Here is a 23,325-nt window from a genome sequence, read left to right on the forward strand (position 1 = left end):
TGTTTTTCTCAACAAAACAGCACTGCTTATTATCATTATCATAATAAGCAGTGCTTGTTTATATCAGTTTATACTATTTTTGCATGAACATTAAAATACAAATATTGTTAATTAGAAACGGAAATCTCGTTTCCCGTCTTCCATTTGTGCAATATAAGCTTTGGCTTTTTCTTTTACCAAGTCGTTTTTGATATTTTCTAACTGTGCTTCTATAACTTTAGCACCATGTTCTTTGGTATGTTCATCGCCATAGTCCATAATGTATTCATTTAATGTCATCAATGCATTTGGTTGGCAACAATTGTGAATTTGGCCCGATTTGGCCAAGGCCATGAATCGGTCACCGGTGCGACCTGCGCGATAACACGCAGTACAGAAGCTTGGTACGTAACCCAGTTCGAGTAACCAATCCACGATTTCATCTAAAGTACGCGTATCACTACGATCAAATTGAGCCGAATTATCTTCTGGTTTCTCTTCTTCTTTATAGCCACCTACACTAGTACGAGAGCCGCCACTGATTTGGGAAATCCCCAGTGCTAAACCACGCTCACGCATTTCCTGTGTTTCACGAGTAGACATAATCATACCAGCATATGGTGCAGACACACGAATGAGAGCTACGATTTTTTCAAATACATCATCAGGTACAGCATTGCTAAAATCATCTACATCAATATCATCAGCCGGACAAATACGAGGTACAGAAATCGTATGTGGACCTACGCCAAATACGGCTTCTAAATGTTCGGCATGCATCAACAAGCCTACAAAATCATATTTATAGTGCTCCAATCCATAAAGAACACCAATACCTACATCATCAATACCACCTTGCATAGCTCGATCCATCGCCTCCGTATGGTAGGCGTAGTCGCTCTTAGGTCCTGTTGGATGTAGCGCTTCATAGTTTTCTTTATTATACGTTTCTTGGAATAATGTATAGGTACCAATACCTGCATCGTGAAGTTTTTTATAATCCTCTACGGAACATGCCGCAATATTTACATTAACACGGCGTATTTCACCATTTTTGTTCTTAATACTGTAAATAGTTTTAATGGATTCCAAAATATATTCAAGAGGATTATTGAGTGGATCTTCACCAGACTCGATAACGATACGCTTATGGCCCATCGCTTCTAAGGCAATAACCTCTTCTTTAATTTGGTCCTGTGTAAGTTTCTTACGCTTAATATCTCTATTTTTAGAATGATAAGGACAATACACACATCCATTGATACAGTAATTAGACAAATATAATGGTGCAAACAATACGATGCGATCACCATAAATAGCTTTTTTGATGTCCTTCGCTAATGCAAAAAGCTTTTCCTTATATTCAGGTAATGGACATTCTAACAATACAGCTGCTTCTCTGTGATTTAAGCCCTTAAAGGTAGCTGCTTTTGCTAAAATTTGATCTAATAATTCGCGATTTTCTTTATTTTCCTCTGCATAAGCAAGGGTATCAAGAATTTCTTGATGGGAAATAAATTCCTCCGCCTTAGGAGACTTTACATCATACATAGTACTTACCTCAAATCTTTCTACTGGGTATCTACCCCATTTTTAAGTATATGAAAGTATATGCCAACCATAAAACTGGTATTTCACTGATACTGTTCATAGTATACCACTATTCCTACTAAAAAACATAGGAATTTAAAATATATTCTATATTATTTATTCAGTTGATTGCGATTATTAAAAAATCCTTTGTAAGCTAATTGACAAGCGATCAAGCATGCAATAGATATTGTCGATAGAGACATAAAGGAAACAAAAAATCCCTAGTGGAAAACCACTAGGGATTAATAGTCTTTGTAAAATTAAGCTTCTACAGGGTATACGCTAACTTTACGGTTATAACGACCAGCACGTTCGAATGCTACTTTACCAGGCACAAGTGCGAATAAAGTGTCATCTTTACCGATACCTACGTTAGTACCAGGGTGGAAGTGAGTACCACGTTGACGAACGATGATGTTACCGCTCTTTACGATGGAACCATCATGGCATTTAACACCAAGACGTTTAGATTCACTATCACGACCGTTACGAGTACTGGACACACCTTTTTTATGTGCGAACAATTGCAAATCAAAAGTAAACATTAAGTTCACCTCCTATATTTCGTGTATTTGGACAAACTCTGGATATTGACGGCTAATCTCCTCTAAACCGAGAATCATAGTCCCCAGAATATCCTGTCCACTCTGGTTAATCGTACCAGAGAGAACCATATCACATCGACCTTCGCTATTCGTATATTCCCCTTCTTGTTGAGCAATCTGGGTAAGTCCTAACATTGCCGTTGCCGTTAAGGCAGACACTGCAGCACATACGATATCGAAGCCATGCTCATCATATCCTGCATGACCGGATATGTGACAACCAATGACTTGATTCTCACTATTCCGCTGGATTCCAATAGAAACCATAATTAAGCTTGGATAGATTCAATACGAACTTTTGTGAACGGTTGACGATGGCCTTGACGACGACGGTAATTGGATTTAGCTTTGTATTTGAATACTAAGATTTTTTTACCTTTACCATGCTCAAGAACTGTACCTGTAACTTTTGCACCGTTTACAAGAGGAGCGCCAACTTTAACGTCGCCGTCATTCACTACAGTCAAAACTTCTTCGAATGTAACGGACTCGTTAGCAGCTGCTTCCAATTTTTCGATAGTAATTACATCGCCTTCAGCAACGCGATATTGTTTACCACCAGTTTTAATAATTGCGTACATGAGAACACCTCCTTGTTATCGAACTCGCTGAATTCGGTATCCCGACCCGAACTTCGGTCGGGCGTTTAAACCTGCTTCACGCGGATTGCAAAGTTCAGTAAACCGAACTAATACTGATATAGTATATCGTATTAAACCATTCATGTCAAACAAAATCCAGTATAAACTGCTCAATTTCTAGGACTTTCATATATATACAACATCCGTAAACTATCCAATAATACCGAGATGTTGTAATAATATCTTGGTACCAATGAGGATTAAAACGCCACCGCCTATGATATCTGCATATTTACCAACGAATCGGCCCATAAATTTACCTAAGTAAATGCCCACCAAGGATATACCAAAGGTTATGACACCAATTGTGGCTGATGCTTCCCAAACATTGATGGGTAAAAAGGCAAAGGTTAAGCCTACAGCCATTGCATCGAGGCTAGTTGCTACAGAGAGCATCATCATTTCCCATACACCTAAAAAGGTCTTATCATCGTCTTCGTCATCATCACTAAGACCTTCTCTAATCATAGCAATACCTAAATAGCCGAGCAGACCGAAGATAATCCAATGATCCCAGTCTGCGATTACATCGATAAACTGGCGACCAATGAGCCAACCGATAAGAGGCATAAGAAACTGAAATAAACCAAATAAAAATGCTAATGTCACTTTTCGACCATTCTCACCTACGGGCATGGTCAGGCCTTTGCCGATAGATACGCCAAAGGCATCCATAGCGAGACCTGCGCTAATTAATATAATTTCAATTAAGGACACAAATTTCACCTATATACAATAACAAACATACGGTTAATCGGACACAGCCATGAGAGAATACCCTTCTCTACTCATCTGTTCATTTACAACAATGGAAATAGTGCGTCCTATAGAGTTTCCCAAATCCTCCAGCACAGGTTTCGTTAAATAATACGCCACCTCTGGATGAACCTCAATTTCAAGATTTGATTTAATACGGCCTGATTTGAACAGTTCTCGGATACGACGCACAATCTGCATATACACGGTGCGACCAGATAACATATAACCAGTGCCACCACATTGTGGACAAGTATCAAACATCAATGTTTGTAGACCTTGTCGAGCGCGTTTTCGTGTCATCTCTACAAGTCCGAGAGAACTGATACCGCATACAACAGTTTTCATCTTATCCCTTTTCGCTAAATCACTCAATAATTTCAAGAGCTCTTGTTGATGATCCTTCTCCTTCATGTCAATAAAATCGACAATGATAATACCCCCGATATCGCGCAATCTAAGTTGACGACATATTTCATGAGCCGCTTCCTTATTGACTGTGAAAGCTAAATCTTCCGCTTTATTAGAACGTCCCGTATAATGTGCAGAGTTTACATCAAACACAGTTAAGGCCTCTGTATGGTCAATCCGGATGGAGCCGCCTGACGGCAAGCTTACATCTCTAGAAATGAGATCCTCCAGTTGTGGTTCAATATGATTCACTTTAAAAATAGGCGTACTATTATCATGCAATGTGACTTTTATATCTGATGAGGCTTGCCCTGTACCTAGCAAATCCTTTAAGCGTTCCATACCATGTTTAGAGTCGACGATAATTTCACAGACATTGCGATGAGCATAGTCCCGAACAAGGCGGAACCAAAAATCTGCATCACTATATAAATCAGTGCCACTCTTCGCTACTTTAAAACGCTTTGTTACATGTTGCCAAGTGCGCCACAGATAATCCATATCTCGGCTAATTTCCTCTTCTGTTGCCTTGGCAGCAGCGGTGCGAATAATAAATCCAGCCCCCTCTTGTACATAAGGTTTAGCTTGCTCTTGCAATCGATCACGCAAGGTTTGATCTGTAATTTTCTTAGATATATGCATGCCTTCTGAATATGGCAGTAAAACCATAAAGCGTCCAGCCAAGCTAACATCAGCCGTAACGCGAGCCCCCTTGCCAAGCATTTCTTCTTTGATAACCTGTACAAGAATTTGTTGTCCTACCGACACATTACGAAGAATCTTTAATTGTTTTCCTTGCTGTAAATTGAGATACGCATTTTGCGTGCCTCCGATATCAACGAAAACAGCTTGCATACCAGGCACCACATTTTTCACGATACCTTTATACATATGATTCGCCATATGCGTTTCATCGGTTCGCTCTAACACAAAATCAACGAGTTGCCCCTGTTCATCAAGCACAGCCATTCGAATTTCTTCTCGCATCACATTAACGAGGATTTTATTCATAGTGCCCCCATCAATTCACCTCTAATGGTGTAAAACGTCCAGACTCATTTTCAACCATAATAGCTTTTCGATTTATTTCATAGCCACTCGTAATAGGCCAGTTGAATTGTTGACGACCTAAATTCCACACTTCACTAGGCTTAATCGTCCCTTGCGGATAGATACCAATGCCCATTGTCAAAGTAACCATGCCATCTTTTACAGTTGCCACTATCGGCTCTTTTACGAATTCTTTTACATCAATGATACGAATTTTCTTAGGAGTCACCTTTTCATAAGAAATTTCAGTAGCATCATTGAAAGACTTAAGCAATACATCCCAATCTACATCAACATCAGTTACAGGACCCGTAACCTCATAAATTGCATAATTACAGATAGCCATCATCTTCTTAACCTTTTCAGGCATAACCTTGCCACCGAGCACCTCAAGACCATGAGGAGCAACTCGATTCAATCGTTCCATAATGGACTCTAATGTATCTTCTTCTAGTACATCCATATCTATGTATTCTGCTTCTGCAGTAACACCTAATGCTAAGGCAGAGGAGAAGCTAATTTTCATGTGCGGATTAAAACCTTCAGAATAGGCCATTTTAATCTCTGCACGACGAATCATGCGCTCCACGGCTTGCGCAAAATCGAGATGTGACAAGAATCTCAATTCTTCGCCTTTATGTAAGGCCAAACGTAACTTTTTCAACTCTGCCACCCTCCTTATAATCTACAATAGCCGTATTTAATTCTGGACACACATTACAACCCTTACATGGAGCACGACGGCAATCAGGTGTTAAGTTTGCTGCAACAGCCTGTTCCCATTCGCGTTTTAAGAAGGCCTTGCTAACGGTACAATCTAAATGATCCCACGGCAATGGTTCATCAAAATCACGGGTACGACGCGCGTAATACACAGGGTCAATACCACAATTTTCAAAAGCTTTCAACCAAGTTTCATAACTAAAGAATTCAGTCCAGCCATCAAATTTACAGCCTAATTTCCAAGCCTCTACCAATACGCTTGATAGTCTACGATCACCACGAGCAAATACGGCCTCCATATAACCGGTATAGCCATCATGATAATGATAGGAAATATTGCGATTATTAATAAGAGATTTTAAGTATTTTTGCTTGCGATGAATTTCTTCTACATCTTGTTGACCATACCATTGATATGGAGAATGTGTCTTTGGTACAAAAAAAGATACGCTAACAGTAACGCTACCATTGCGCTTACCTGTAATATCACGGTGTAAATCGAGTACCTTATACGCTAGGTCTGCAATGCCTGCCAAGTCTTCATCCGTTTCAGTCGGTAAGCCCATCATGAAGTATAGTTTTACCGTATTCCAACCGGACTTAAAGGCATTTGTACAAGCCGCTAGCAAATCTTCTTCGCTAACGCCTTTATTGATAACATCGCGCATACGTTGAGAGCCCGCTTCTGGAGCAAAGGTAAGGCCACTCTTACGCACTTGTTGTACCTTTTTAGCAATATCAATGGAGAAGCTATCGATACGCAAAGATGGTAAGCTAACACTTACTTGCTTGTCTTTAAACTCTTCCATGAGCATATCAACGAGTTCTGACAGTTTAGAGTAATCTGCAGAGCTCAAGCTCATCAAAGAAATTTCGTTGTACCCAGTATTGGCAATCGTTTCCTTAGCAATTTCTAACAAGCGTTCTGGTGTGCGTTCACGTACAGGACGATACAACATACCCGCCTGACAGAAGCGACAGCCACGCGTACAACCTCGGAATAATTCGAGAACCGCACGATCATGGACTACATCAAGGAATGGAACAATTGGCTTTGTAGGGAAAAATATATGCTCTACATCCTCTACGATACGTTTTTGAATAGCTGCAGGTACCTCTTCAAAACGAGGTGTAATCGATTTAAAGTCCCCTTGTTCCGTATATTCTACATCATATAAGGCTGGGCAGTATGTACCAGGAATTTGAGCTACTTTACGTAGAAATGCCTCTTTACCTCCAGGGAACCCCTTTGCTTTTTCAGCTTTAAAAAGGTCGATAAATTCATCGCCCCACTCTTCGGATTCACCAAGTGAAACGATATCAAAAAAATCTGCAATAGGCTCTACATTGAACGCACATGGGCCACCACATACGAGCAATGGAAAATCCATATCACGATCTTTGGCATACATTGGAATGCCAGCCAAATCAAGCATGTTAAGAATATTGGTAAAGCTCATCTCATATTGCAGCGTAAAACCAAGTACGTCAAAATCCTTAATAGGCGTACGCGTTTCTAAAGAAAACAAAGGAATATTGCGCTTGCGCATTTCCTCTTCCATATCGTGCCAAGGTGCAAATACACGTTCCGCCACAGCATCTTCACGGCGATTTACAAGACCATATAAAATTTTGATGCCCAAATGGCTCATAGCCACTTCGTACACATCTGGAAATCCTAGCGCCATTGTTACATCAACAGTACTGTGATCTTTTATAATACTGTTGTATTCACCACCCGTATAACGAGCAGGTTTTTGGACATGTTGTAACCATGACGTATCTAATTGAATCATACATCCTCCGTCTTTTATGAAAGACTTCTTTCAAACCGATTCCTATGAAGAGAATCCTAAAAAATATATTTTGTTCGCTGCATTGATATATTTAACAAAATACCTATACTAATCATATTCGTTGTCAATGCACTAACACCATAGCTAATGAAAGGCAAGGGTATCCCCGTAACAGGCATAATGCCCATTGTCATGCCTGCATTGACTAAGACCTCAAAGCACAACATAGAGCTAATCCCCGTAGCAAGTAACATACCAAAGCGGTCATTACAAGTATAAGCAACCTTTATGCTGCGATAAATGAGCATAAACAAAAGAATTAATACAATAACACAACCTATAAACCCTAGTTCTTCACCAATAACAGAAAAAATAAAATCCGTGTGGTTTTCAGGCAAGAAGTTTAACTGACTTTGCGTACCGTTGAACAAGCCTTTGCCGAATATGGTACCAGAACCTATGGCAATCTTAGATTGAATGATATGATACCCGGAACCAAAAGGATCTATATCAGGGTTCATAAACACAAGAATACGTTTTTTTTGGTAATCTTTCAAAATAAACCAAGCCAGTGGCATCAAGAAAACACCAACTGTAGCAATGATACGTATCAATCGCAATCGTATACCGGAAATAAATAGCATTCCGATAAAAATCGCCATATATACGAGTGAGGTTCCCAAATCTGGTTGCATAAATACAAGCAATATAGGGAAACCTACATAAAGTACAGGAACGATAAGCGATTTAAATGTATCTAGTTTGTTAAAACGAGACTCTAACATTTTAGCCATACAGATAATCATGAGTAGTTTTGAAAATTCGGATGGCTGAATTGTAATAGGGCCTAGCTGAATCCATCGTTGGGCACCTAGCGCAGAGGTACCAACGAAAATTACAGCTAATAGCATGAGAATCGTCAAAATGTATATGCCATTAGCCCAGTCCTTCAATTTATGATAGTCCAGGAACTGAATGGCGATGACTAATGCCACATTAATAACAAAGAAAATCAATTGTTTTGCTACTAAAGTGGAAAAATGAAGTCCTGTTTGATTAATGTGGGTAGCACTACCTATGGCAACTACCCCTATTGCGACAAGCAATAGTGTGCACGTAATGATTGTCCAATCACAATCACGCCAAATTCTTTGTAACATGGCACACCTACTTCAAACGGGTCCGGCGCCACATACTCTCTTTACCAGAAATGAGTCGATTTCTAGTAGACCAAGAATTGGTATATGTCACTGCACGCGTTCCATCGGTTGAATCATTTATACTATCTGTCTCCACTGGTTGCGCTAGCGTAGTCATAACAACTGAGTCCATGGCTTTCACAGCAGTTACATCATTAAAACGATGTATAATATCCTGTTCATCCCACGCATCACCTGATGTAATGTAATCCACCATAGGTGCTAACATATCTTGATATGGCTTAGGCATAGCCTCTATGAGTAACCCCTCTTGTGTGCCATCAAGGATACGAGCATCATAAGGTAACATGGACCCTACATATTCAGCACCCAAAGCATCTAACATATCATACATATTAGGCATATCCCGATCTGTATGAATAGCATTGAATACAACTGCGTAATCACGATGCCCATATTCACGGCAGAATTGAATTGTTCGTGCTGCATTTCGTATGGAAACCCATAATGGCTGTGTAATAATCAAAAAACGTTGTGCCAAATCCATAATAGACTCAAGGCCACGACCAATACCTGCAGGGCAATCAACGAGCACATAGTCATAAGATTTCGCTAAGTGGCTAACAAGTTTTCTGTATTTTTTGCGCCCCATATCTTCCCAGCGAATACTTTGACTAGCTGGTAGAAAATATAGATTGCTTTTAATTTTCATGACCACATCATCAGCCATGGATTTATCTTCTAATGCATTATACGCATCAAAACATACTTCGTCTTCTTTACCTAAGATAATATCTAGGTCGCGTAAACCAAAATCGCCATCACAAAGAAGAACTCGATATCCTTGTTCGCTAAGCGCAGCCCCTAAACAGGCTGTTATTGTCGTTTTGCCTACGCCACCTTTACCTGAGATAAGACCGATTATATCACCCATAATATCCTTCCTATTCCTTCACACTTGGCTTAATATCCTGCTGATTATTTTTGGTATTAGACTTCTTCGTATCAGTTGTCTTTTTAGTTGCATCAGGAACCTTAAAGTATGCCCTTAATATATCACGTACAATAGGTCCCGCTGAACCAGCACCAAAACCACCTTGTTCAACTAATGCAACAATTACGATTTGAGGCTTATCATATGGAGCATAGGCAACAAACCAACCATGGTCGCGACCATGCGCATTTTCAGCAGTACCAGTCTTACCAGCTACAGCAATTGGGAACCCTTTAAATAGAGCACCTGCTGTACCACCTTCATTCGTAACATCTCGCAAGCCTTCACGAATAAGATCCATAATATTTTTTGGGACTGGCAATACACCTAAATTTTTAGGCCCAAATATTTCGGCGGGTGTTCCATCTGGATTGTCAACACGACTCACCACATATGGCTGATAACGAATACCACCATTAGCCACTTGGCTAAGGAGTACAGCCATTTGCAGCGGTGTTGCCAAATGAAATGATTGACCAATTGCAGCATCAAAGGTTTCCCCTAAATACCAATCCTGATCAAATACCTTACGTTTATACTCAGGGCTTGCTACATTACCAGCCGCTTCACCTACAAGATTGATACCCGTTTTTTCACCTAAACCAAAATAGCGCGCATAGAGATCAATATTTTCAATACCTAGGCGATTACCCATTTCGTAAAAGTATACATTATCTGATTTAGCCAAGGCTTGATTGAAGTTTAACCACCCCAAAGCCTCACCTTCTGCATTTCGCTTATCTATGAGCCAATGTTTCCCACTATCGAAAATCATTTCATCAGGTGTCACCTTTTTCAAGTCTAATGCAGCCGTACCTGTAACTATTTTGAACGGTGATCCTGGAGGGTATTCACCAGCGATAACCTTATTTTCAAAAGGATGACTCTTATCATTGTTTAACTGATTCCATTGAGCTGTTGTTATGCCTTTAGCAAACCAATTAGGATTAAACTCTGGAGCACTCACCATAGCGAGTACTGCCCCCGTATTAGGATCAAGAGCTACCACAGCAGCACCTGTGGCCCCTGAGCTTCGCAATATATCTAATTGCTTTTTAACCGCTTCTTCAGCAGCTTTTTGAACATTTACATCGATGGTAAGATGAATATTAGAGCCTGGCACTGTGTGTTTGCGATCTACCTCTGCTACAGGTCTCCCCGAAGCATCCACCTCAAGTTGCTTGCCCCCATCAATACCTCGCAAAACAGAATCATATAGCTTTTCTAAGCCTGCACGGCCTAAAATAGAACCTGCACCAACTGTTGTATTAGGATTTTGCGCTTTGATTTCCGCTAATTCCTCCTCGCTAACCTCGCCTACATACCCAAATAGTTGAGCTGCCATAGTTTCATATGGATAATATCGTAAAGGCTCCACATCGATTGATACACCTGGTAATTCATGACGATGTTCCTCTATGCTAGTCACTACATCCATAGAAATATCGTTAGCAATACGGATAGGTTCATAACCATGCTTATGGTCATTTACCTTTTTCTGAATATCTTCTGGTTTCTTATTGAGCAATTTAGCCAACTTAGCCAATTCATCTTCATCCAAGGGCTTGCCATTAGGCATGATAGAAATTGTATAAGCCGGCCTAGAGCCTACTAAAATCTGTCCATTTCTATCATACATAACACCGCGAGCTGCAGTCATAGGAACCACACGCAAGCGATTGCCTTCTGCCTTCGCTTGATAATAGCCACCTTCTAATACTTGCATGGCAAATAAACGGAGACCTAGAATGACAAAAATCCCCATTACAATATAGAAAAGCACATCAAAACGGCTCGTTTTTTTTCTTTTATATAAACTTTCAAGCACCTATGATTCCCCTTATATGCTTTACTAAATCAGTAATACTACCAAATATAATCCTCTTTCTCTTCGGTAAGGCCCATCAAAATATGACCTATACCACCTAAAACGGCATTCCAGAATACCGTGGGCATAACCATATGTCCGATGTAAGAAAAGAAGATAATATCGCCGCCACTAGAGCTTATCATCACATATCGCACAATACCATCAATGAGAGTGCATATCCCTACAATGGCACAAGACCAATACCATCGTTCTTCATAAACATGACTTTTAACGAACGACAATAGATATACAACTATAATATAGGGAAATAGATGTAAACCAAAAAAATTGGATATCAATATATCGTGAATCGAACCACCTATGACGGCAGCAATAAGCCCCGTCTTCCGGCCTTTAAAAATGGTAACCAAAATAACAGCTGTTAAAATACAATTAGGTAACCAACTGGTATGGAATATAGCGGGCAGTAGTTGAGCCTGTATGAAATACAGCCCACAACATAACATGACTAATGCAATATATCTCATTGGATTACAGCTCCTTTAGCCCCCTGAACTTGATCGCGCTGTGTTTGCGGAACCAGTTTAGGTTCCAATTGTGCCTTGTCTGGTGTTTGTACCGTAGAAGAGGTGATAATGAAAACCTCTTCTAAACGATGAAAATCGACAGTCGGTTGAATGGTTGCATTCTTAACGAAACCTTCTGTATCATTTTCGATAGACAAAACATTGCCCACCAATAATCCCTTTGGATAAATGCCACCATAACCAGAGGTAATCAATTTATCACCGACTAGAACATCGCCTTCACGTGCAATATTTACCATCATCGGTTTATTCGGATGATTTCCATCCCCCTTAACGACACCGGCCAAGCGTGACTCTGGACGTTGCACAATAACGCCAATAGCACTACGTGGGTCTAAAAAGGTTTGAACACGCGCAGAATTAGGATATACATCGGTAACAAAACCAACTACCCCACTTGGCACTACAACGGCCATATTCGGTTTTATCCCATCATTTTCTCCGCGGTCGATGGTGAAAGTATTTGTCCATGTACCAAAATCTTTAGTGATAATGCCTGCCAAAGTCATAGTAAATTCAGGATGAGCCGATTTATAGTTGAGCATTTGACGAAGTCGAATATTTTCTGCCACCACTTCATCATGATTAGATACCTTTTGCTCTAGGTCTGCAATCGCATTATCCTTACTGTCACTATCAATGAGCCCTAGGATAGCGTTATCAATGATGCGTATACCCGTTTGAATGGTAGAAAGCACACGAGCTGATCCATAGGCAAAAGGGGTAGCAATTTTTTCAAGCGGTACCGTCACAAATGGAATGCTGGTCCGCTGTTTCCATGCAAACCCAAGAAGAGCCATGATGATACAGCCGAGGACAACAAAGATTAATAATTTCCGATCTGACTGTATCATACACGTCCCCTTCTATCCTTTGAATTAATAATAAATCTAGATAATTCAACAATTTGCCCTGAACCGCGGTGAAGTCCTTGTACTACTTTTAATTCTGGCTCAAGAGCAACTTGTACAGGTACGCCTATTTCAGTGCTAACACGTTCAGCTAACCCCTGTAAACGAGCCATACCACCGGTCAACACAATTCCATGCTGCATAATATCAGCCACTAACTCTGGCGCTGTTACACGAATCATTTGTCGTATAGCATCTAAAAAGTTTTCAAGCCCATTATTAATCACTTGATATATTTCCGATTGATGCACCACGGAACGTCTCACAATACCACTAGTCATATCTCGACCGGAAAAAGAATATTCACAGTCCTCTACAGGTATAACAGCTGTACCTATAGCATGTTTAATATCCGTTACGGTTTCTTCTGACACCATCAAACCAAAGCACTGGTTAATATACTGCATGATAGCACGGTCTAAATCATTACCACCAAAACGTATAGTTCGGCTAATAACCGTACCACCTAAGGAAATAATACCCATATCCGCAGTACCTTCACCAATATCTATAAGCATAGAGCCACGAGCCTCAAAAATAGGCAAACCGCATCCAATAGCAGCCGCAACCGGTCTTTCAACAAGAAATACCTCCCGTGCACCAGCTTGGATAACGGCATCCATCATGGCTCTCTGCTCTACATCGGTCATACCACAAGGTACACCTACAAGAACGCGAGATCTACGCAGTGTATTGGACACCTTGTGAAGAAAATATTTTAACATCGTGTGCATAATACGATAGTCGACAATAAAGCCATCTTGTAACGGTGTTACAGAGCGCCACATATCAGGCATACGGCGCACAATGCGGTCTGCCTCATCACCTACAGCGACAATTTTTTCTAATTTTGTATCAGTAGCCACGATAGATGGCTCACTCATCATGGTCTCTCGTGTACCCCCCATGACACGTGTCATAGACGTGCCAATATCGATACTCACGTCTTTTCCAAGAGACGGTAAAATGGAATTCATAATGCTAATCTCCTTCATTACATCATCATTCCATTTTACCATAACTAGCTTAATTTACCAATTTCACTCAAGCTCGTAAACTCGCCATCGCCAATGACGATATGGTCCAAAACTGGAATGCCCATAAATTGTCCTGCACTCACAAATAACTTGGTAACCCGTATATCATCATCACTAGGTCTGCTGTCGCCAGATGGGTGATTATGTATTAATATAATAGCCGCCGCATTGCAAGCTATGGCCTTTCTAAATACGGCCCGTTGCTCCACAAGGCTCGATGTGAGGCCTCCATTAGATATGGTTTCTATGTGAATTAATTTATTGCGAGACGTCAGCATGGCTGCCAACACATGTTCTTCCGTTTCATGGCGGAGCCGTTCCATCACATATTGAGCTATTACATAAGGCTGCGAAAAATCTTCGTACGTAGAGGTAATCTTTAATTCTCCTAAACGCCTACCTAGTTCTACAGCAGCACAAATGGTAACCGCTTTATCCATACCAACACCTTTGATTTTAACTAAATCATCTATAGTCATATGATTTAATCCGCGGATGCCGTCTGTGAAAGAGTCAATAATCGTATGCGCTAAATCGATAGATGATTGACCTTTCAAGCCTGTTCTCAATAATATAGCCAACAATTCTTCCATCGCCATTTGTTTAGGCCCTAAGGCAACAAATTTTTCCCGTGGCCGTTGAAATGGCAACATATCTTTTACGCTGATAGTTCTGACTTGCATAGAATTTCTCCATTCTTACAGTACGCAAACAAAATCAGCCTCAATATTTCTATTATCTTTATGTTACGAACCTATTTTTCGTACAGATTTTTCCTATTACATTTATGACTTTACGCCCAACGCTTTACATAATTCTTCGTATACATGTTCTACGGGCAGTCCTACCACATTCGTATAAGAGCCTTCGATTGTATCCACCCACAAAGCCCCCTTCCCTTGGATGCCGTAGGCACCAGCCTTATCCATCGGCTCTAGGGAATCAATATAAGACTCTATTTCAAAATCTGCTAATGTTTTAAAATATACCTTTGTTTCATTATGAAATACAATCTCACGGCCTTTGATAAGAAGAGCTACACCGGTAATGACGGAATGAACTTGTCCGGATAAGGTACGAAGCATAGCGCGTGCCTCATCCTTACTGTGAGGTTTTCCAAGCACCTGACCATTACATACTACAATCGTATCTGCCCCTAAAATGATACCACCTTCTGGTACCCCCTCTGCACAACGAGCCTTTCCCAAGGCTTGGGCCTTGACCATCTCGATAGGATCCGTGATAACCACATTATCCTCTTCATAGGAACTAGAAACAACGGTATGCTCAATGCCTACTTGGGTCAATAGTTCTGTACGTCTTGGAGATTGGCTCGCCAAATATAATCCACTCATAATACTTCCTACTCTTCTACACTATTAATTAGGCTTTCATAATATTCCTTAACATCGATACCTTGTTTCACCGCATCAGCTCGCACGGTAGCATAGAAAATAACATCTGCTTCTGGTACGCGCACGCGATTAGGCACAAACTGTTCAAGTGTTTCATAGAATGCAGCCTCTGCTTTCAACATAACACGACCATATTGAACCTTTTTTCCTTTAGTAATGGAATATACCATGAACCAAATCGGTCTATCATCAGAGGTAGAACATTTTCTATACTTATAGCGATAGTGCAAATTCGTTAAAAAATCGCGATTATACGCATAAATACCATCAATATCCTCATACTTTACAGAAAATGTACGCTTTCTAAAAAAGGAATTCTCTTCGATGATAAATTCTGTATCTGTTAATGTATACGTGTAGCGACTAACGGCCTGTTTGACGATAACAACAAGCGCGGCTAGCTCGATAAAATATTCAGCCAATAAGAGATGCCCTACATTAAGGCTTCTAAAGGTCGTAAATATCATGGCACCGATTAGCAAAACAACAAAGAGTAATACTAATAACTCCGCACTACGGGTGCGTTGAGACTGTTCACTATATAAAATATTCATACGTAACCCCTTTCAAAAATGACTCTGCATACTATTTATTATATAGGATTCATCTCTGAAAAACTACAAAAACCCCGCTTATATCTAAGATATAAACGAGGCTTTGTATAAATAGTCTAATTAACTATTAAAATGGGCATAATCCATGTACTTTTTATTATTTCAAAGCGCTTGTGATGCGTTGAGTATCACGAGCAATCATGATTTCTTCGTTTGTAGGAATTACGAAGATTTTAACTTTGGAACCTTCAGCACTGATTTCTTGTTCTTTACCACGAACATTGTTGCGTTCAGGGTCGATACGTGTGCCAAGGTATTCTAAACCATTGCAGATTGCATCGCGGTTACCGATACCGTTTTCGCCAATACCAGCTGTGAAGATGATAGCATCAACACCGCCCATAACAGCAGCGAAAGCACCGATTACACGACGAACTTTGTAATGGAACATGTTAAGAGCCAATTTAGCGCGTTTGTGGCCATTAGCAGCCGCTTCTTCGATTACGCGGAAGTCATTGGACACACCGGAAATACCCAATACGCCGGACTCTTTGTTCATTACTTTGTCGACTTCTTCATAGGACATGCCTGTTTTATCCATCAAGAATGGAACGATAGCAGGGTCGATATCACCAGTACGAGTACCCATGATCAAACCAGACAATGGAGTGAAGCCCATTGTAGTATCGATGGAACGACCACCTTTGATAGCGGATACGGAAGAACCATTACCCAAGTGACAAGTGATGATACGAAGATCAGACATGTGTTTACCCATTAATTCTGCGCAACGTTGTGCAACATATTTGTGGGATGTACCATGGAAACCGTAACGACGGATACCATAGTTTTCATAGTATTCATAAGGAAGCGCATACATGTAAGCTTCTTTAGGCATTGTTTGATGGAATGCAGTATCAAATACGCCAACTTGTGGTACGTTTGGCATAATAGATTGGCAAGCTTCGATACCTTGAATGTTTGGTGGGTTGTGCAATGGAGCAAGAGCCGCACATTCTTCCAATGCTTGCATAACAGCAGGTGTAATCAATACGGAATCAGCGAATTTTTCACCACCATGTACTACACGGTGACCAACTGCATCGATTTCATCCATAGATTCAATAACACCGAACTCTGGATCTACCAAGATGTCAAGCAAGATGCGCAATGCTTCTTTATGATTCAAAATTGGTTCAACGCGTTCTAATTTGTCTGCGTTAGGGCGTTTATGAGTGAAGATAGCGTCTTGATCACCAATCTTTTCAAATAAACCTTTCGCTAATTCATGTTCAGTTGTCATATCAAGTAATTGATATTTCAAGGAGGAACTGCCGCAGTTAACTACTAATACGTTCATTGATTAACCCTCTTTCTTTTGCGTAACGTAAATCTTATTCATAATTTGTTTGCTGATATCAGCACCTATTTGATCATCCGCTGGATATCTATAGGTTATATTCCACAATACACCTTTATCTACAAAGACATATTGAGAGAAACTAGTTTTAATTTTGTTAACATAAAAATCACCGGTTATAAGCTGTGCTTGAACACCATTTAAATCGATGTTTTCTACATTAACAGTAGCACCTAACTTAGCATACTCAGATTTCTTTTGATTTACAAAATCCGCTACCGTTGGTAATGCTTTATTAGGGGCTGCTCGACGAGCCTCCACAGAAATCAACATATGTTGACTTAAACTTCCATATGCATCCATAGGATATCCATCAACGCTAGTGGTTTCCGATGTTTTTCCCATTTCATATGGCAATGCTACAGTCACTTCTGATTGTCCAGAACGAATGACTTGATTGCCAAAGCTATATATATCCATCACATTATTGGAACCACAGCCAGCTAGTGCCAGTAGTGACGTGCCTAATACGATGGCTTGTACTGTACGTTTCCACTGAACCTTCATCAAATCACCTCACGTCAAATCAGAATTCACAAATAATTATACCATTACACCGCCTACCATTCTAGTACTTTCACAATAAATTCTATAATTCCATATAAGAATGTTGAAAGTTTCTAAGATCACAGAATTTTCCCTGCAAAGAACAAATTATATAAATTCACTCATTTGTTATATAATAATATAAATTACACCTATGAAAGGACTCAATATGAAAGCAATCGGTATTATCTGCGAATACAATCCGTTTCACAACGGTCATTCCCATCAATTACATACATTAAGCAATACCCATCCTGATGCAGTGCGCATCGCTATTATGAGTGGGTCCTTTGTGCAACGTGGCGAACCGGCCTACTTTAGTAAATTCGACCGTGCCCGTTGGGCTATATATGGTGGTGCCGATGTGGTAATCGAATTGCCTACGGTTTATTCCTTAGGCAGTGCAGAACTATTTTGTACCGGTGCTATTCGTCTTATGAAAGCCTTACATATCGACAGCATCTCCTTCGGCTCTGAACTGAATAACAACACAGTGCTTCATGAAGCCGCTGAATTTTTAAACACCAAACAAGGGCAAGATGCCATACAGCGGCAAGTAAGAACAGGCGTATCTTATGGTACTGCTTTACGCCAAGTGATTGCAGAACATGTGCGAAATGGTGAACTTATCAACAACGCTCCTAATGCCTTACTAGGTCTTGAGTATATTCGAGCAGCACAACAATATTTTAATGATTTATCTGTAGTTCCCATTACACGTCAGTCGTCACATCACAGTACCCTCCTCCCCTACGGCCAAGAATTTCCATCAGGCACTGCCTTAAGAGAAGCGCTCATCCAATATAAAGCAATTGATTCATATGTTCCGGCCTCAATTATTGATGATGTAAATAGAGTCATAAAAAGCGGTGCCTATGTAGACTACGAACGTTATCAAGATATGCTACACGGCATCAATCGATTATTATCCACAGTAGAGCTAGAAAGATATGGCGATTTTACAGAAGGCATTGAGTATCGTTGGTACCAAGCGATGCGACAAACCAATTGGATCGATGCCCTTGAAGAAATTAAAACTAAACGTTATACCTATGCTAGATTGCGCCGCATGGCAGCCTATACAGCACTACATATTACTAAATCTATTTTACAAGAAGCACATATGCTAGGCCCACAATATGCACGTCTATTGGCATTTAATCAAAGGGGACGCACCTGGTTAAAACATAAAACACCGAGCATCCCTGTGATACAAAAATGGGCAAAAGCTCATTCTATGGTATCCATTTGTGGAAAAGAAATGCTTTGTATCGATACGAAAGCTACGGATTTACAAGCCTATGTGTTTAAAGCACCAACAGCCCGTACAGGTCATGATGACTTTCGCTATTCCCCACAATATATTGAAACATAAAAATAAAGACTCGACTTATAGTAGTAGGTCGAGTCTTTTCATATGTAACTATCTATTATTGCTCGATGGTCACGCCATCACAGCCATCTAATTCCATCACTTGTACACGTACCTTTTCCAAGTGAGATGTAGGAATATTTTTACCTACATAATCAGCGCGAATTGGTAATTCACGATGACCGCGATCAACTAGTACGGCTAATTGAATCGATTTAGGACGCCCAGAGGTCATCAATGCGTTTAAAGCAGCTCTAATTGTTCGTCCCGTATATAATACATCATCTACGAGGATGATTGTCTTTTCTGTGGTATCAATAGAACATGGTGCCCCTTCCTTAGGACGAGTATCTCGATCATCGCGATACATGGCCACATTTAAAGGTTCACATTCAATATGAAGCCCCTCAATAGCATGAATTTCTGTTTGTAATCGTTTAGCAAGCATCACGCCACGTCGTTCAATACCAACAATAACAGCATTAGAAAGGCCTTTATTACGTTCTAAGATTTCATGACCAATACGTCTAATGGCACGTTTAATTGCGTCTCCATCCATTAAAATACGCTTTGTTTCCATAGTAGTATCCCTTATCTACGTTCTCTATATTCCTTAGCAAACTCGATACAATTTTGAAAGTCCTCAGGTACTGGCGCTTCAAAATGCATCTCTTTTCCTGTAATTGGATGTACAATATCCAAGGTATGAGAATGAAGCACTTGCCCTTCTATAGGGAAATCCATGCGACGATAACCATAGAATGGGTCATTAACAACAGGATGCCCAATATGCGCAAAATGAACACGAATTTGATGTGTACGCCCAGTTTCCAACACACATTCTACTAATGTTTGATATCCATAGCGTTCAAGCACTTTAAAATGGGTAATAGCGTCCTTGCTATTTTCAAAAACTACAGCCATCTTCATGCGGTCTTTTGGATGTCGACCAATAGGTGCCTTAATAATCCCTTTTTCCTCTACAATATTACCTTGTACAAGAGCTAAATACGTGCGTTTAGCACTATGGGCTTTCACCTGCTCTGCCAAACCAATATGAGCGGCATCATTTTTTGCAGCCATCATTACACCAGAAGTGTCCTTATCTAAGCGATGTACAATACCAGGGCGAATTTCACCATTGATACCGGATAAATCCTTACAATGATGCAATAAGGCATTCACAAGAGTACCAGAGTAATTCCCTACTGCTGGATGTACCACCATACCACGTGGCTTATTAATAATAATGATGTCATGATCCTCATATAGATAATCTACAGGAATATCCTCAGGCAATACCTCTACAGATTCAGGTTCAGGAATCTCAACAGAAACTACGCTATCTACGTTAAGGCGTAGATTAGCTTTACCAACCTTGCCATTGACCTGAACATGACCAGATTTTATAAGACTTTGGATATAACTACGAGACCCTTCTATTACTTCAGTCAAAAATACGTCAAGACGTTTTCCCTCTTGTTCCAAAGATACAATATATTCGTTCATCTATGACTCCTCATGTTCATTTATTAACAAATGATATATGATGCATGCAACACCGACACATATACCAATATCTGCGACATTAAAAATAGGCCAAATTCTAAAATCAAAAAAATCAACCACACCATGTAATACATAACGATCAATGCCATTGCCGATGGCACCAGAAATAAGTAATGCACTACCTATGCGCAAGGAAATAGGGCCTCTATTAACCTTCTTATGATAGATAGCATACACAATAATCAAAATAAAAGCGACTACCAAAAAGAACCATCGTTGATTTGCTAACATACCAAAGGCAGCCCCACGATTTATAATATACGTTAAATGAAATACATTTTGTATAACAGACACTGATTCACCTATTGCAAAATGATTCATTACATAATATTTTGAGACTTGATCAAGTACAAGCCAAATAATTACAATTAAATAAAACAAAATTTACTCCCTTATCAAATATATATCTTAATAGTCCTATTATACTAAGTTACATGATTTTAGGCAAAATAAAAAGCCCCTCAATGAGGGGCGTATTTTATTTGTGATTACTCAGCGGAAATTACAGATACTGGGCAAACGGATTCGCAAGAACCGCAGTCGATGCAAGTATCGTTGATTTCGTATTTAGTTTCGCCTTCAGAAATAGCAGCAACTGGGCAAACAGATGCGCAAGAACCACATTTAATGCAACCATCAGCAATAACTCTCATGATAAACCTCCATAGGAACATTATAAAAGAAAACTTATTATTATCATTTAAAAAGGCACTTGCCTTAACTTCTGTTCTCATTATCACACAATAATAATTGAAAGTCAAACGAAAATGATAAAATTTTGTATATTATTTTGCATAACAATTGTTCCTTTTTATCATATAAAGTCTATGTTTATCATGATTTTGATATTTCTTTTCATTTATATATTCAAATATATCTTTCAATAATTGAGAATGCACCAATTATCATTTTTATCAAAATACGTAGTAATATACTAGGAATTCAATTATCAATATTTATTATCATAAAAACTATTTTTTTATTACAACAGATTTAACGCTTATCTATATTTTAATCTAACATATAAACTTCACTCTAAAAAAGGCCGAATCATACGATTCGACCTCATTTATATTTATAAAGTAAAGTAATATCTTTACTATTATTCACTATATAACAATAATACTATTTTTTTCTTATAGCACTTAGAAAGATGTTAAGAATGTTAGTGTACCTAAAATAACGCCTGCAAGGTTTGGTACGATTAAAATATAATCACGTTTAGGTGATTTTGTCCAACCATATAATACCCAGATCAAACAGGATACTGCTGCAAATAATGGTTGCCATGGTTGACTAGGTTGACCATGAAGATTAGCAATTATTTGTGGGATATAGGCTAAAAATACAAATACACCAATAAATGCACCAATAGAACCAACTAACATGTTAAATCTTTCTTTTGTCATAGATGACCTCCTTATTCAACATTACATTATTATATCTTACACAATATACTATATCATATTTTTTTCGATGTAGTCAAATGTGTAAAATTAATCATGCAAATTAGTTTAATTCATATTGCTTTTGATTACACTTATATGTAATCTATATTAAAATCATATAGGCTAAAATCATAAAAAACGGCTCTATAATAAATGTTGGGGTGACACCACTACGGTGTCACTTCCAACATTATTTTTTTGCAAAAAATAAGCATATAAGGCTCACATGCTTTACAATAAAAGTGTCAAAGTCCTAAAGAAAGGATGTGAGCTTATATGCCTACTACTGATTATACTGAATTTTTACATAATGTAAAACAAGAATATATTACAAATAGCTACGAATTGGACGGAACATTTATTTTTGACATAGAAGTACCGGTAACACCACATATTTGCCCAAAATGCGGAGAAACTACAGAGCGTATTAAAGATTACCGCATACGTACGGTAAAATTTGGAAAAGTACAACGAGGACCATTAATTGGAAAATATAGACAACGTCGATATATTTGCCCTCATTGTAAGCACTCTTTTTCCGAGACCAATCCATTTGTACGAAAACATATGCAACTAAGTATAACCAATATTAATTTGTTATTTGACAAACTTACTGAAAGTGTAACCTATACTGCTATCGCTAACGAGTGTGATACATCTATTACTACAGTATTACGATATTGCTCTATGATTACTATACCTAAGCCTAAAACACTACCTACTGTTATTGGTATTGATGAATTCAAAGGAAATGCGGAAGGTCATCAATACCAAGTCAATTTAACCAATCCAGATACACACGAAATATTAGACATTTTACCGAAACGTGATACGCAAGCATTAATCCGCTATTTTGCATCATTTAAACATAAAGATCGCGTACAAGTTAAGTTTATTGTAATGGATATGTCCATACAGTTTAAACGC

Annotated in this window: 26 protein-coding genes; 2 read left to right on the forward strand and 24 right to left on the reverse strand. The window is 39.2% G+C overall.

Annotated features, from left to right (window positions below; genetic code table 11):
- Positions 1-111: 111 nt before the first annotated feature.
- The 19 genes from hydG to VTHSUH11_RS02970 form a co-directional block, all read right to left on the reverse strand.
- Entirely contained in the window at positions 112-1,530 is a 1,419-nt protein-coding gene (gene hydG / locus VTHSUH11_RS02880) for a [FeFe] hydrogenase H-cluster radical SAM maturase HydG (protein WP_105092589.1), read from the reverse strand.
- A 302-nt stretch (positions 1,531-1,832) separates the two neighbouring features.
- A complete protein-coding gene (gene rpmA / locus VTHSUH11_RS02885) occupies positions 1,833-2,117 on the reverse strand; it encodes a 50S ribosomal protein L27 (protein WP_004696430.1) in 285 nt (94 codons plus the stop codon).
- A 12-nt stretch (positions 2,118-2,129) separates the two neighbouring features.
- Complete coding sequence (locus tag VTHSUH11_RS02890; RefSeq protein WP_105092590.1) at positions 2,130-2,444, reverse strand: ribosomal-processing cysteine protease Prp; 315 nt, start codon at positions 2,442-2,444, stop codon at positions 2,130-2,132.
- A gap of 2 nt (positions 2,445-2,446) precedes the next feature.
- Positions 2,447-2,758 carry a 50S ribosomal protein L21 gene (rplU, locus tag VTHSUH11_RS02895; RefSeq protein WP_004698652.1) on the reverse strand — a complete coding sequence of 104 codons (312 nt, stop codon included), beginning with the start codon at positions 2,756-2,758 and terminating at the stop codon, positions 2,447-2,449.
- A 210-nt stretch (positions 2,759-2,968) separates the two neighbouring features.
- Positions 2,969-3,535 (reverse strand): manganese efflux pump MntP, encoded by a 567-nt coding sequence (locus VTHSUH11_RS02900; RefSeq protein WP_105092591.1) that lies wholly within the window; start codon positions 3,533-3,535, stop codon positions 2,969-2,971.
- Positions 3,536-3,568: 33 nt separating this feature from the next.
- Positions 3,569-4,996, reverse strand: a complete 1,428-nt coding sequence (locus VTHSUH11_RS02905) for an Rne/Rng family ribonuclease (RefSeq protein WP_105092592.1) — start codon at positions 4,994-4,996, stop codon at positions 3,569-3,571.
- A 10-nt stretch (positions 4,997-5,006) separates the two neighbouring features.
- Complete coding sequence (locus VTHSUH11_RS02910; RefSeq protein WP_105092593.1) at positions 5,007-5,699, reverse strand: TIGR03936 family radical SAM-associated protein; 693 nt, start codon at positions 5,697-5,699, stop codon at positions 5,007-5,009.
- Entirely contained in the window at positions 5,671-7,554 is a 1,884-nt protein-coding gene (locus VTHSUH11_RS02915; RefSeq protein WP_105092594.1) for a TIGR03960 family B12-binding radical SAM protein, read from the reverse strand. Before VTHSUH11_RS02915 ends, VTHSUH11_RS02910 begins: the two co-directional genes overlap by 29 nt.
- Positions 7,555-7,610: 56 nt before the next feature.
- Positions 7,611-8,714, reverse strand: a complete 1,104-nt coding sequence (gene rodA, locus VTHSUH11_RS02920; RefSeq protein WP_105092595.1) for a rod shape-determining protein RodA — start codon at positions 8,712-8,714, stop codon at positions 7,611-7,613.
- Positions 8,715-8,721: 7 nt separating this feature from the next.
- Positions 8,722-9,648, reverse strand: coding sequence for a P-loop NTPase (locus VTHSUH11_RS02925; protein ID WP_105092596.1), 927 nt, complete (start codon positions 9,646-9,648; stop codon positions 8,722-8,724).
- A gap of 10 nt (positions 9,649-9,658) precedes the next feature.
- Positions 9,659-11,536, reverse strand: a complete 1,878-nt coding sequence (gene mrdA / locus VTHSUH11_RS02930; RefSeq protein WP_105092597.1) for a penicillin-binding protein 2 — start codon at positions 11,534-11,536, stop codon at positions 9,659-9,661.
- A gap of 38 nt (positions 11,537-11,574) precedes the next feature.
- Positions 11,575-12,066, reverse strand: coding sequence for a rod shape-determining protein MreD (mreD, locus tag VTHSUH11_RS02935; RefSeq protein ID WP_059363430.1), 492 nt, complete (start codon positions 12,064-12,066; stop codon positions 11,575-11,577).
- Positions 12,063-12,980, reverse strand: a complete 918-nt coding sequence (gene mreC, locus VTHSUH11_RS02940; protein WP_105092598.1) for a rod shape-determining protein MreC — start codon at positions 12,978-12,980, stop codon at positions 12,063-12,065. Before mreC ends, mreD begins: the two co-directional genes overlap by 4 nt.
- Positions 12,977-14,014: a rod shape-determining protein gene (mreB, locus tag VTHSUH11_RS02945; protein ID WP_105092599.1), complete on the reverse strand. Its 1,038-nt coding sequence runs from the start codon at positions 14,012-14,014 to the stop codon at positions 12,977-12,979. The genes mreC and mreB overlap by 4 nt, the downstream gene beginning before the upstream one ends.
- A 44-nt stretch (positions 14,015-14,058) precedes the next feature.
- A complete protein-coding gene (gene radC / locus VTHSUH11_RS02950; RefSeq protein WP_105092600.1) occupies positions 14,059-14,757 on the reverse strand; it encodes a RadC family protein in 699 nt (232 codons plus the stop codon).
- Positions 14,758-14,859: 102 nt separating this feature from the next.
- Entirely contained in the window at positions 14,860-15,429 is a 570-nt protein-coding gene (locus VTHSUH11_RS02955; RefSeq protein ID WP_105092601.1) for a Maf family protein, read from the reverse strand.
- Between the two features lie 8 nt (positions 15,430-15,437).
- Positions 15,438-16,043, reverse strand: a complete 606-nt coding sequence (locus VTHSUH11_RS02960) for a hypothetical protein (protein WP_105092602.1) — start codon at positions 16,041-16,043, stop codon at positions 15,438-15,440.
- A 157-nt stretch (positions 16,044-16,200) separates the two neighbouring features.
- On the reverse strand, positions 16,201-17,403 hold the full coding sequence (locus VTHSUH11_RS02965; protein WP_059363444.1) for an acetate/propionate family kinase: 1,203 nt from the start codon (positions 17,401-17,403) through the stop codon (positions 16,201-16,203).
- A gap of 3 nt (positions 17,404-17,406) precedes the next feature.
- Entirely contained in the window at positions 17,407-17,970 is a 564-nt protein-coding gene (locus tag VTHSUH11_RS02970) for a hypothetical protein (RefSeq protein ID WP_105092603.1), read from the reverse strand.
- Between the two features lie 208 nt (positions 17,971-18,178).
- Between VTHSUH11_RS02970 and VTHSUH11_RS02975 the strand changes: the two genes are divergently transcribed.
- The gene (locus tag VTHSUH11_RS02975; protein WP_105092604.1) at positions 18,179-19,384 is read left to right on the forward strand and encodes a tRNA(Met) cytidine acetate ligase; all 1,206 of its coding nucleotides are present in this window, start codon (positions 18,179-18,181) and stop codon (positions 19,382-19,384) included.
- A gap of 55 nt (positions 19,385-19,439) precedes the next feature.
- Here the strand turns inward: VTHSUH11_RS02975 and pyrR are convergent, their stop codons facing one another.
- The 5 genes from pyrR to VTHSUH11_RS03000 form a co-directional block, all read right to left on the reverse strand.
- Positions 19,440-19,961: a bifunctional pyr operon transcriptional regulator/uracil phosphoribosyltransferase PyrR gene (pyrR, locus tag VTHSUH11_RS02980; RefSeq protein ID WP_105092605.1), complete on the reverse strand. Its 522-nt coding sequence runs from the start codon at positions 19,959-19,961 to the stop codon at positions 19,440-19,442.
- 11 nt (positions 19,962-19,972) lie between these two features.
- Positions 19,973-20,890, reverse strand: a complete 918-nt coding sequence (locus VTHSUH11_RS02985; protein WP_059363452.1) for an RluA family pseudouridine synthase — start codon at positions 20,888-20,890, stop codon at positions 19,973-19,975.
- On the reverse strand, positions 20,891-21,331 hold the full coding sequence (lspA, locus tag VTHSUH11_RS02990) for a signal peptidase II (protein WP_105092606.1): 441 nt from the start codon (positions 21,329-21,331) through the stop codon (positions 20,891-20,893). It lies immediately after the preceding gene.
- A gap of 107 nt (positions 21,332-21,438) precedes the next feature.
- The gene (locus VTHSUH11_RS02995) at positions 21,439-21,603 is read right to left on the reverse strand and encodes a DUF362 domain-containing protein (RefSeq protein ID WP_005377422.1); all 165 of its coding nucleotides are present in this window, start codon (positions 21,601-21,603) and stop codon (positions 21,439-21,441) included.
- A gap of 492 nt (positions 21,604-22,095) precedes the next feature.
- The gene (locus tag VTHSUH11_RS03000) at positions 22,096-22,359 is read right to left on the reverse strand and encodes a SemiSWEET family transporter (protein ID WP_004696474.1); all 264 of its coding nucleotides are present in this window, start codon (positions 22,357-22,359) and stop codon (positions 22,096-22,098) included.
- A 315-nt stretch (positions 22,360-22,674) separates the two neighbouring features.
- On the opposite strand from VTHSUH11_RS03000, the gene VTHSUH11_RS03005 reads away from it, so the two are divergent.
- The coding region (locus tag VTHSUH11_RS03005; protein WP_146104606.1) for a transposase at positions 22,675-23,325 on the forward strand (651 nt) is incomplete at its 3' end.

It is taken from the genome of Veillonella tobetsuensis, assembly GCF_002959935.1.
Lineage (GTDB): Bacteria > Bacillota > Negativicutes > Veillonellales > Veillonellaceae > Veillonella > Veillonella tobetsuensis.

What these genes read in the sequence shown, in the direction of transcription:
- hydG (WP_105092589.1), bottom strand. Translation starts at nt 1,530, where the DNA reads ATGTATGATGTAAAGTCTCCTAAGGCGGAGGAATTTATTTCCCATCAA.
- rpmA (WP_004696430.1), bottom strand. Translation starts at nt 2,117, where the DNA reads ATGTTTACTTTTGATTTGCAATTGTTCGCACATAAAAAAGGTGTGTCC.
- VTHSUH11_RS02890 (WP_105092590.1), bottom strand. Translation starts at nt 2,444, where the DNA reads ATGGTTTCTATTGGAATCCAGCGGAATAGTGAGAATCAAGTCATTGGT.
- rplU (WP_004698652.1), bottom strand. Translation starts at nt 2,758, where the DNA reads ATGTACGCAATTATTAAAACTGGTGGTAAACAATATCGCGTTGCTGAA.
- VTHSUH11_RS02905 (WP_105092592.1), bottom strand. Translation starts at nt 4,996, where the DNA reads ATGAATAAAATCCTCGTTAATGTGATGCGAGAAGAAATTCGAATGGCT.
- VTHSUH11_RS02915 (WP_105092594.1), bottom strand. Translation starts at nt 7,554, where the DNA reads ATGATTCAATTAGATACGTCATGGTTACAACATGTCCAAAAACCTGCT.
- rodA (WP_105092595.1), bottom strand. Translation starts at nt 8,714, where the DNA reads ATGTTACAAAGAATTTGGCGTGATTGTGATTGGACAATCATTACGTGC.
- VTHSUH11_RS02925 (WP_105092596.1), bottom strand. Translation starts at nt 9,648, where the DNA reads ATGGGTGATATAATCGGTCTTATCTCAGGTAAAGGTGGCGTAGGCAAA.
- mreD (WP_059363430.1), bottom strand. Translation starts at nt 12,066, where the DNA reads ATGAGATATATTGCATTAGTCATGTTATGTTGTGGGCTGTATTTCATA.
- mreC (WP_105092598.1), bottom strand. Translation starts at nt 12,980, where the DNA reads ATGATACAGTCAGATCGGAAATTATTAATCTTTGTTGTCCTCGGCTGT.
- mreB (WP_105092599.1), bottom strand. Translation starts at nt 14,014, where the DNA reads ATGAATTCCATTTTACCGTCTCTTGGAAAAGACGTGAGTATCGATATT.
- radC (WP_105092600.1), bottom strand. Translation starts at nt 14,757, where the DNA reads ATGCAAGTCAGAACTATCAGCGTAAAAGATATGTTGCCATTTCAACGG.
- VTHSUH11_RS02955 (WP_105092601.1), bottom strand. Translation starts at nt 15,429, where the DNA reads ATGAGTGGATTATATTTGGCGAGCCAATCTCCAAGACGTACAGAACTA.
- VTHSUH11_RS02960 (WP_105092602.1), bottom strand. Translation starts at nt 16,043, where the DNA reads ATGAATATTTTATATAGTGAACAGTCTCAACGCACCCGTAGTGCGGAG.
- VTHSUH11_RS02965 (WP_059363444.1), bottom strand. Translation starts at nt 17,403, where the DNA reads ATGAACGTATTAGTAGTTAACTGCGGCAGTTCCTCCTTGAAATATCAA.
- VTHSUH11_RS02970 (WP_105092603.1), bottom strand. Translation starts at nt 17,970, where the DNA reads ATGAAGGTTCAGTGGAAACGTACAGTACAAGCCATCGTATTAGGCACG.
- VTHSUH11_RS02975 (WP_105092604.1), top strand. Translation starts at nt 18,179, where the DNA reads ATGAAAGCAATCGGTATTATCTGCGAATACAATCCGTTTCACAACGGT.
- pyrR (WP_105092605.1), bottom strand. Translation starts at nt 19,961, where the DNA reads ATGGAAACAAAGCGTATTTTAATGGATGGAGACGCAATTAAACGTGCC.
- VTHSUH11_RS02985 (WP_059363452.1), bottom strand. Translation starts at nt 20,890, where the DNA reads ATGAACGAATATATTGTATCTTTGGAACAAGAGGGAAAACGTCTTGAC.
- VTHSUH11_RS02995 (WP_005377422.1), bottom strand. Translation starts at nt 21,603, where the DNA reads ATGAGAGTTATTGCTGATGGTTGCATTAAATGTGGTTCTTGCGCATCT.
- VTHSUH11_RS03000 (WP_004696474.1), bottom strand. Translation starts at nt 22,359, where the DNA reads ATGACAAAAGAAAGATTTAACATGTTAGTTGGTTCTATTGGTGCATTT.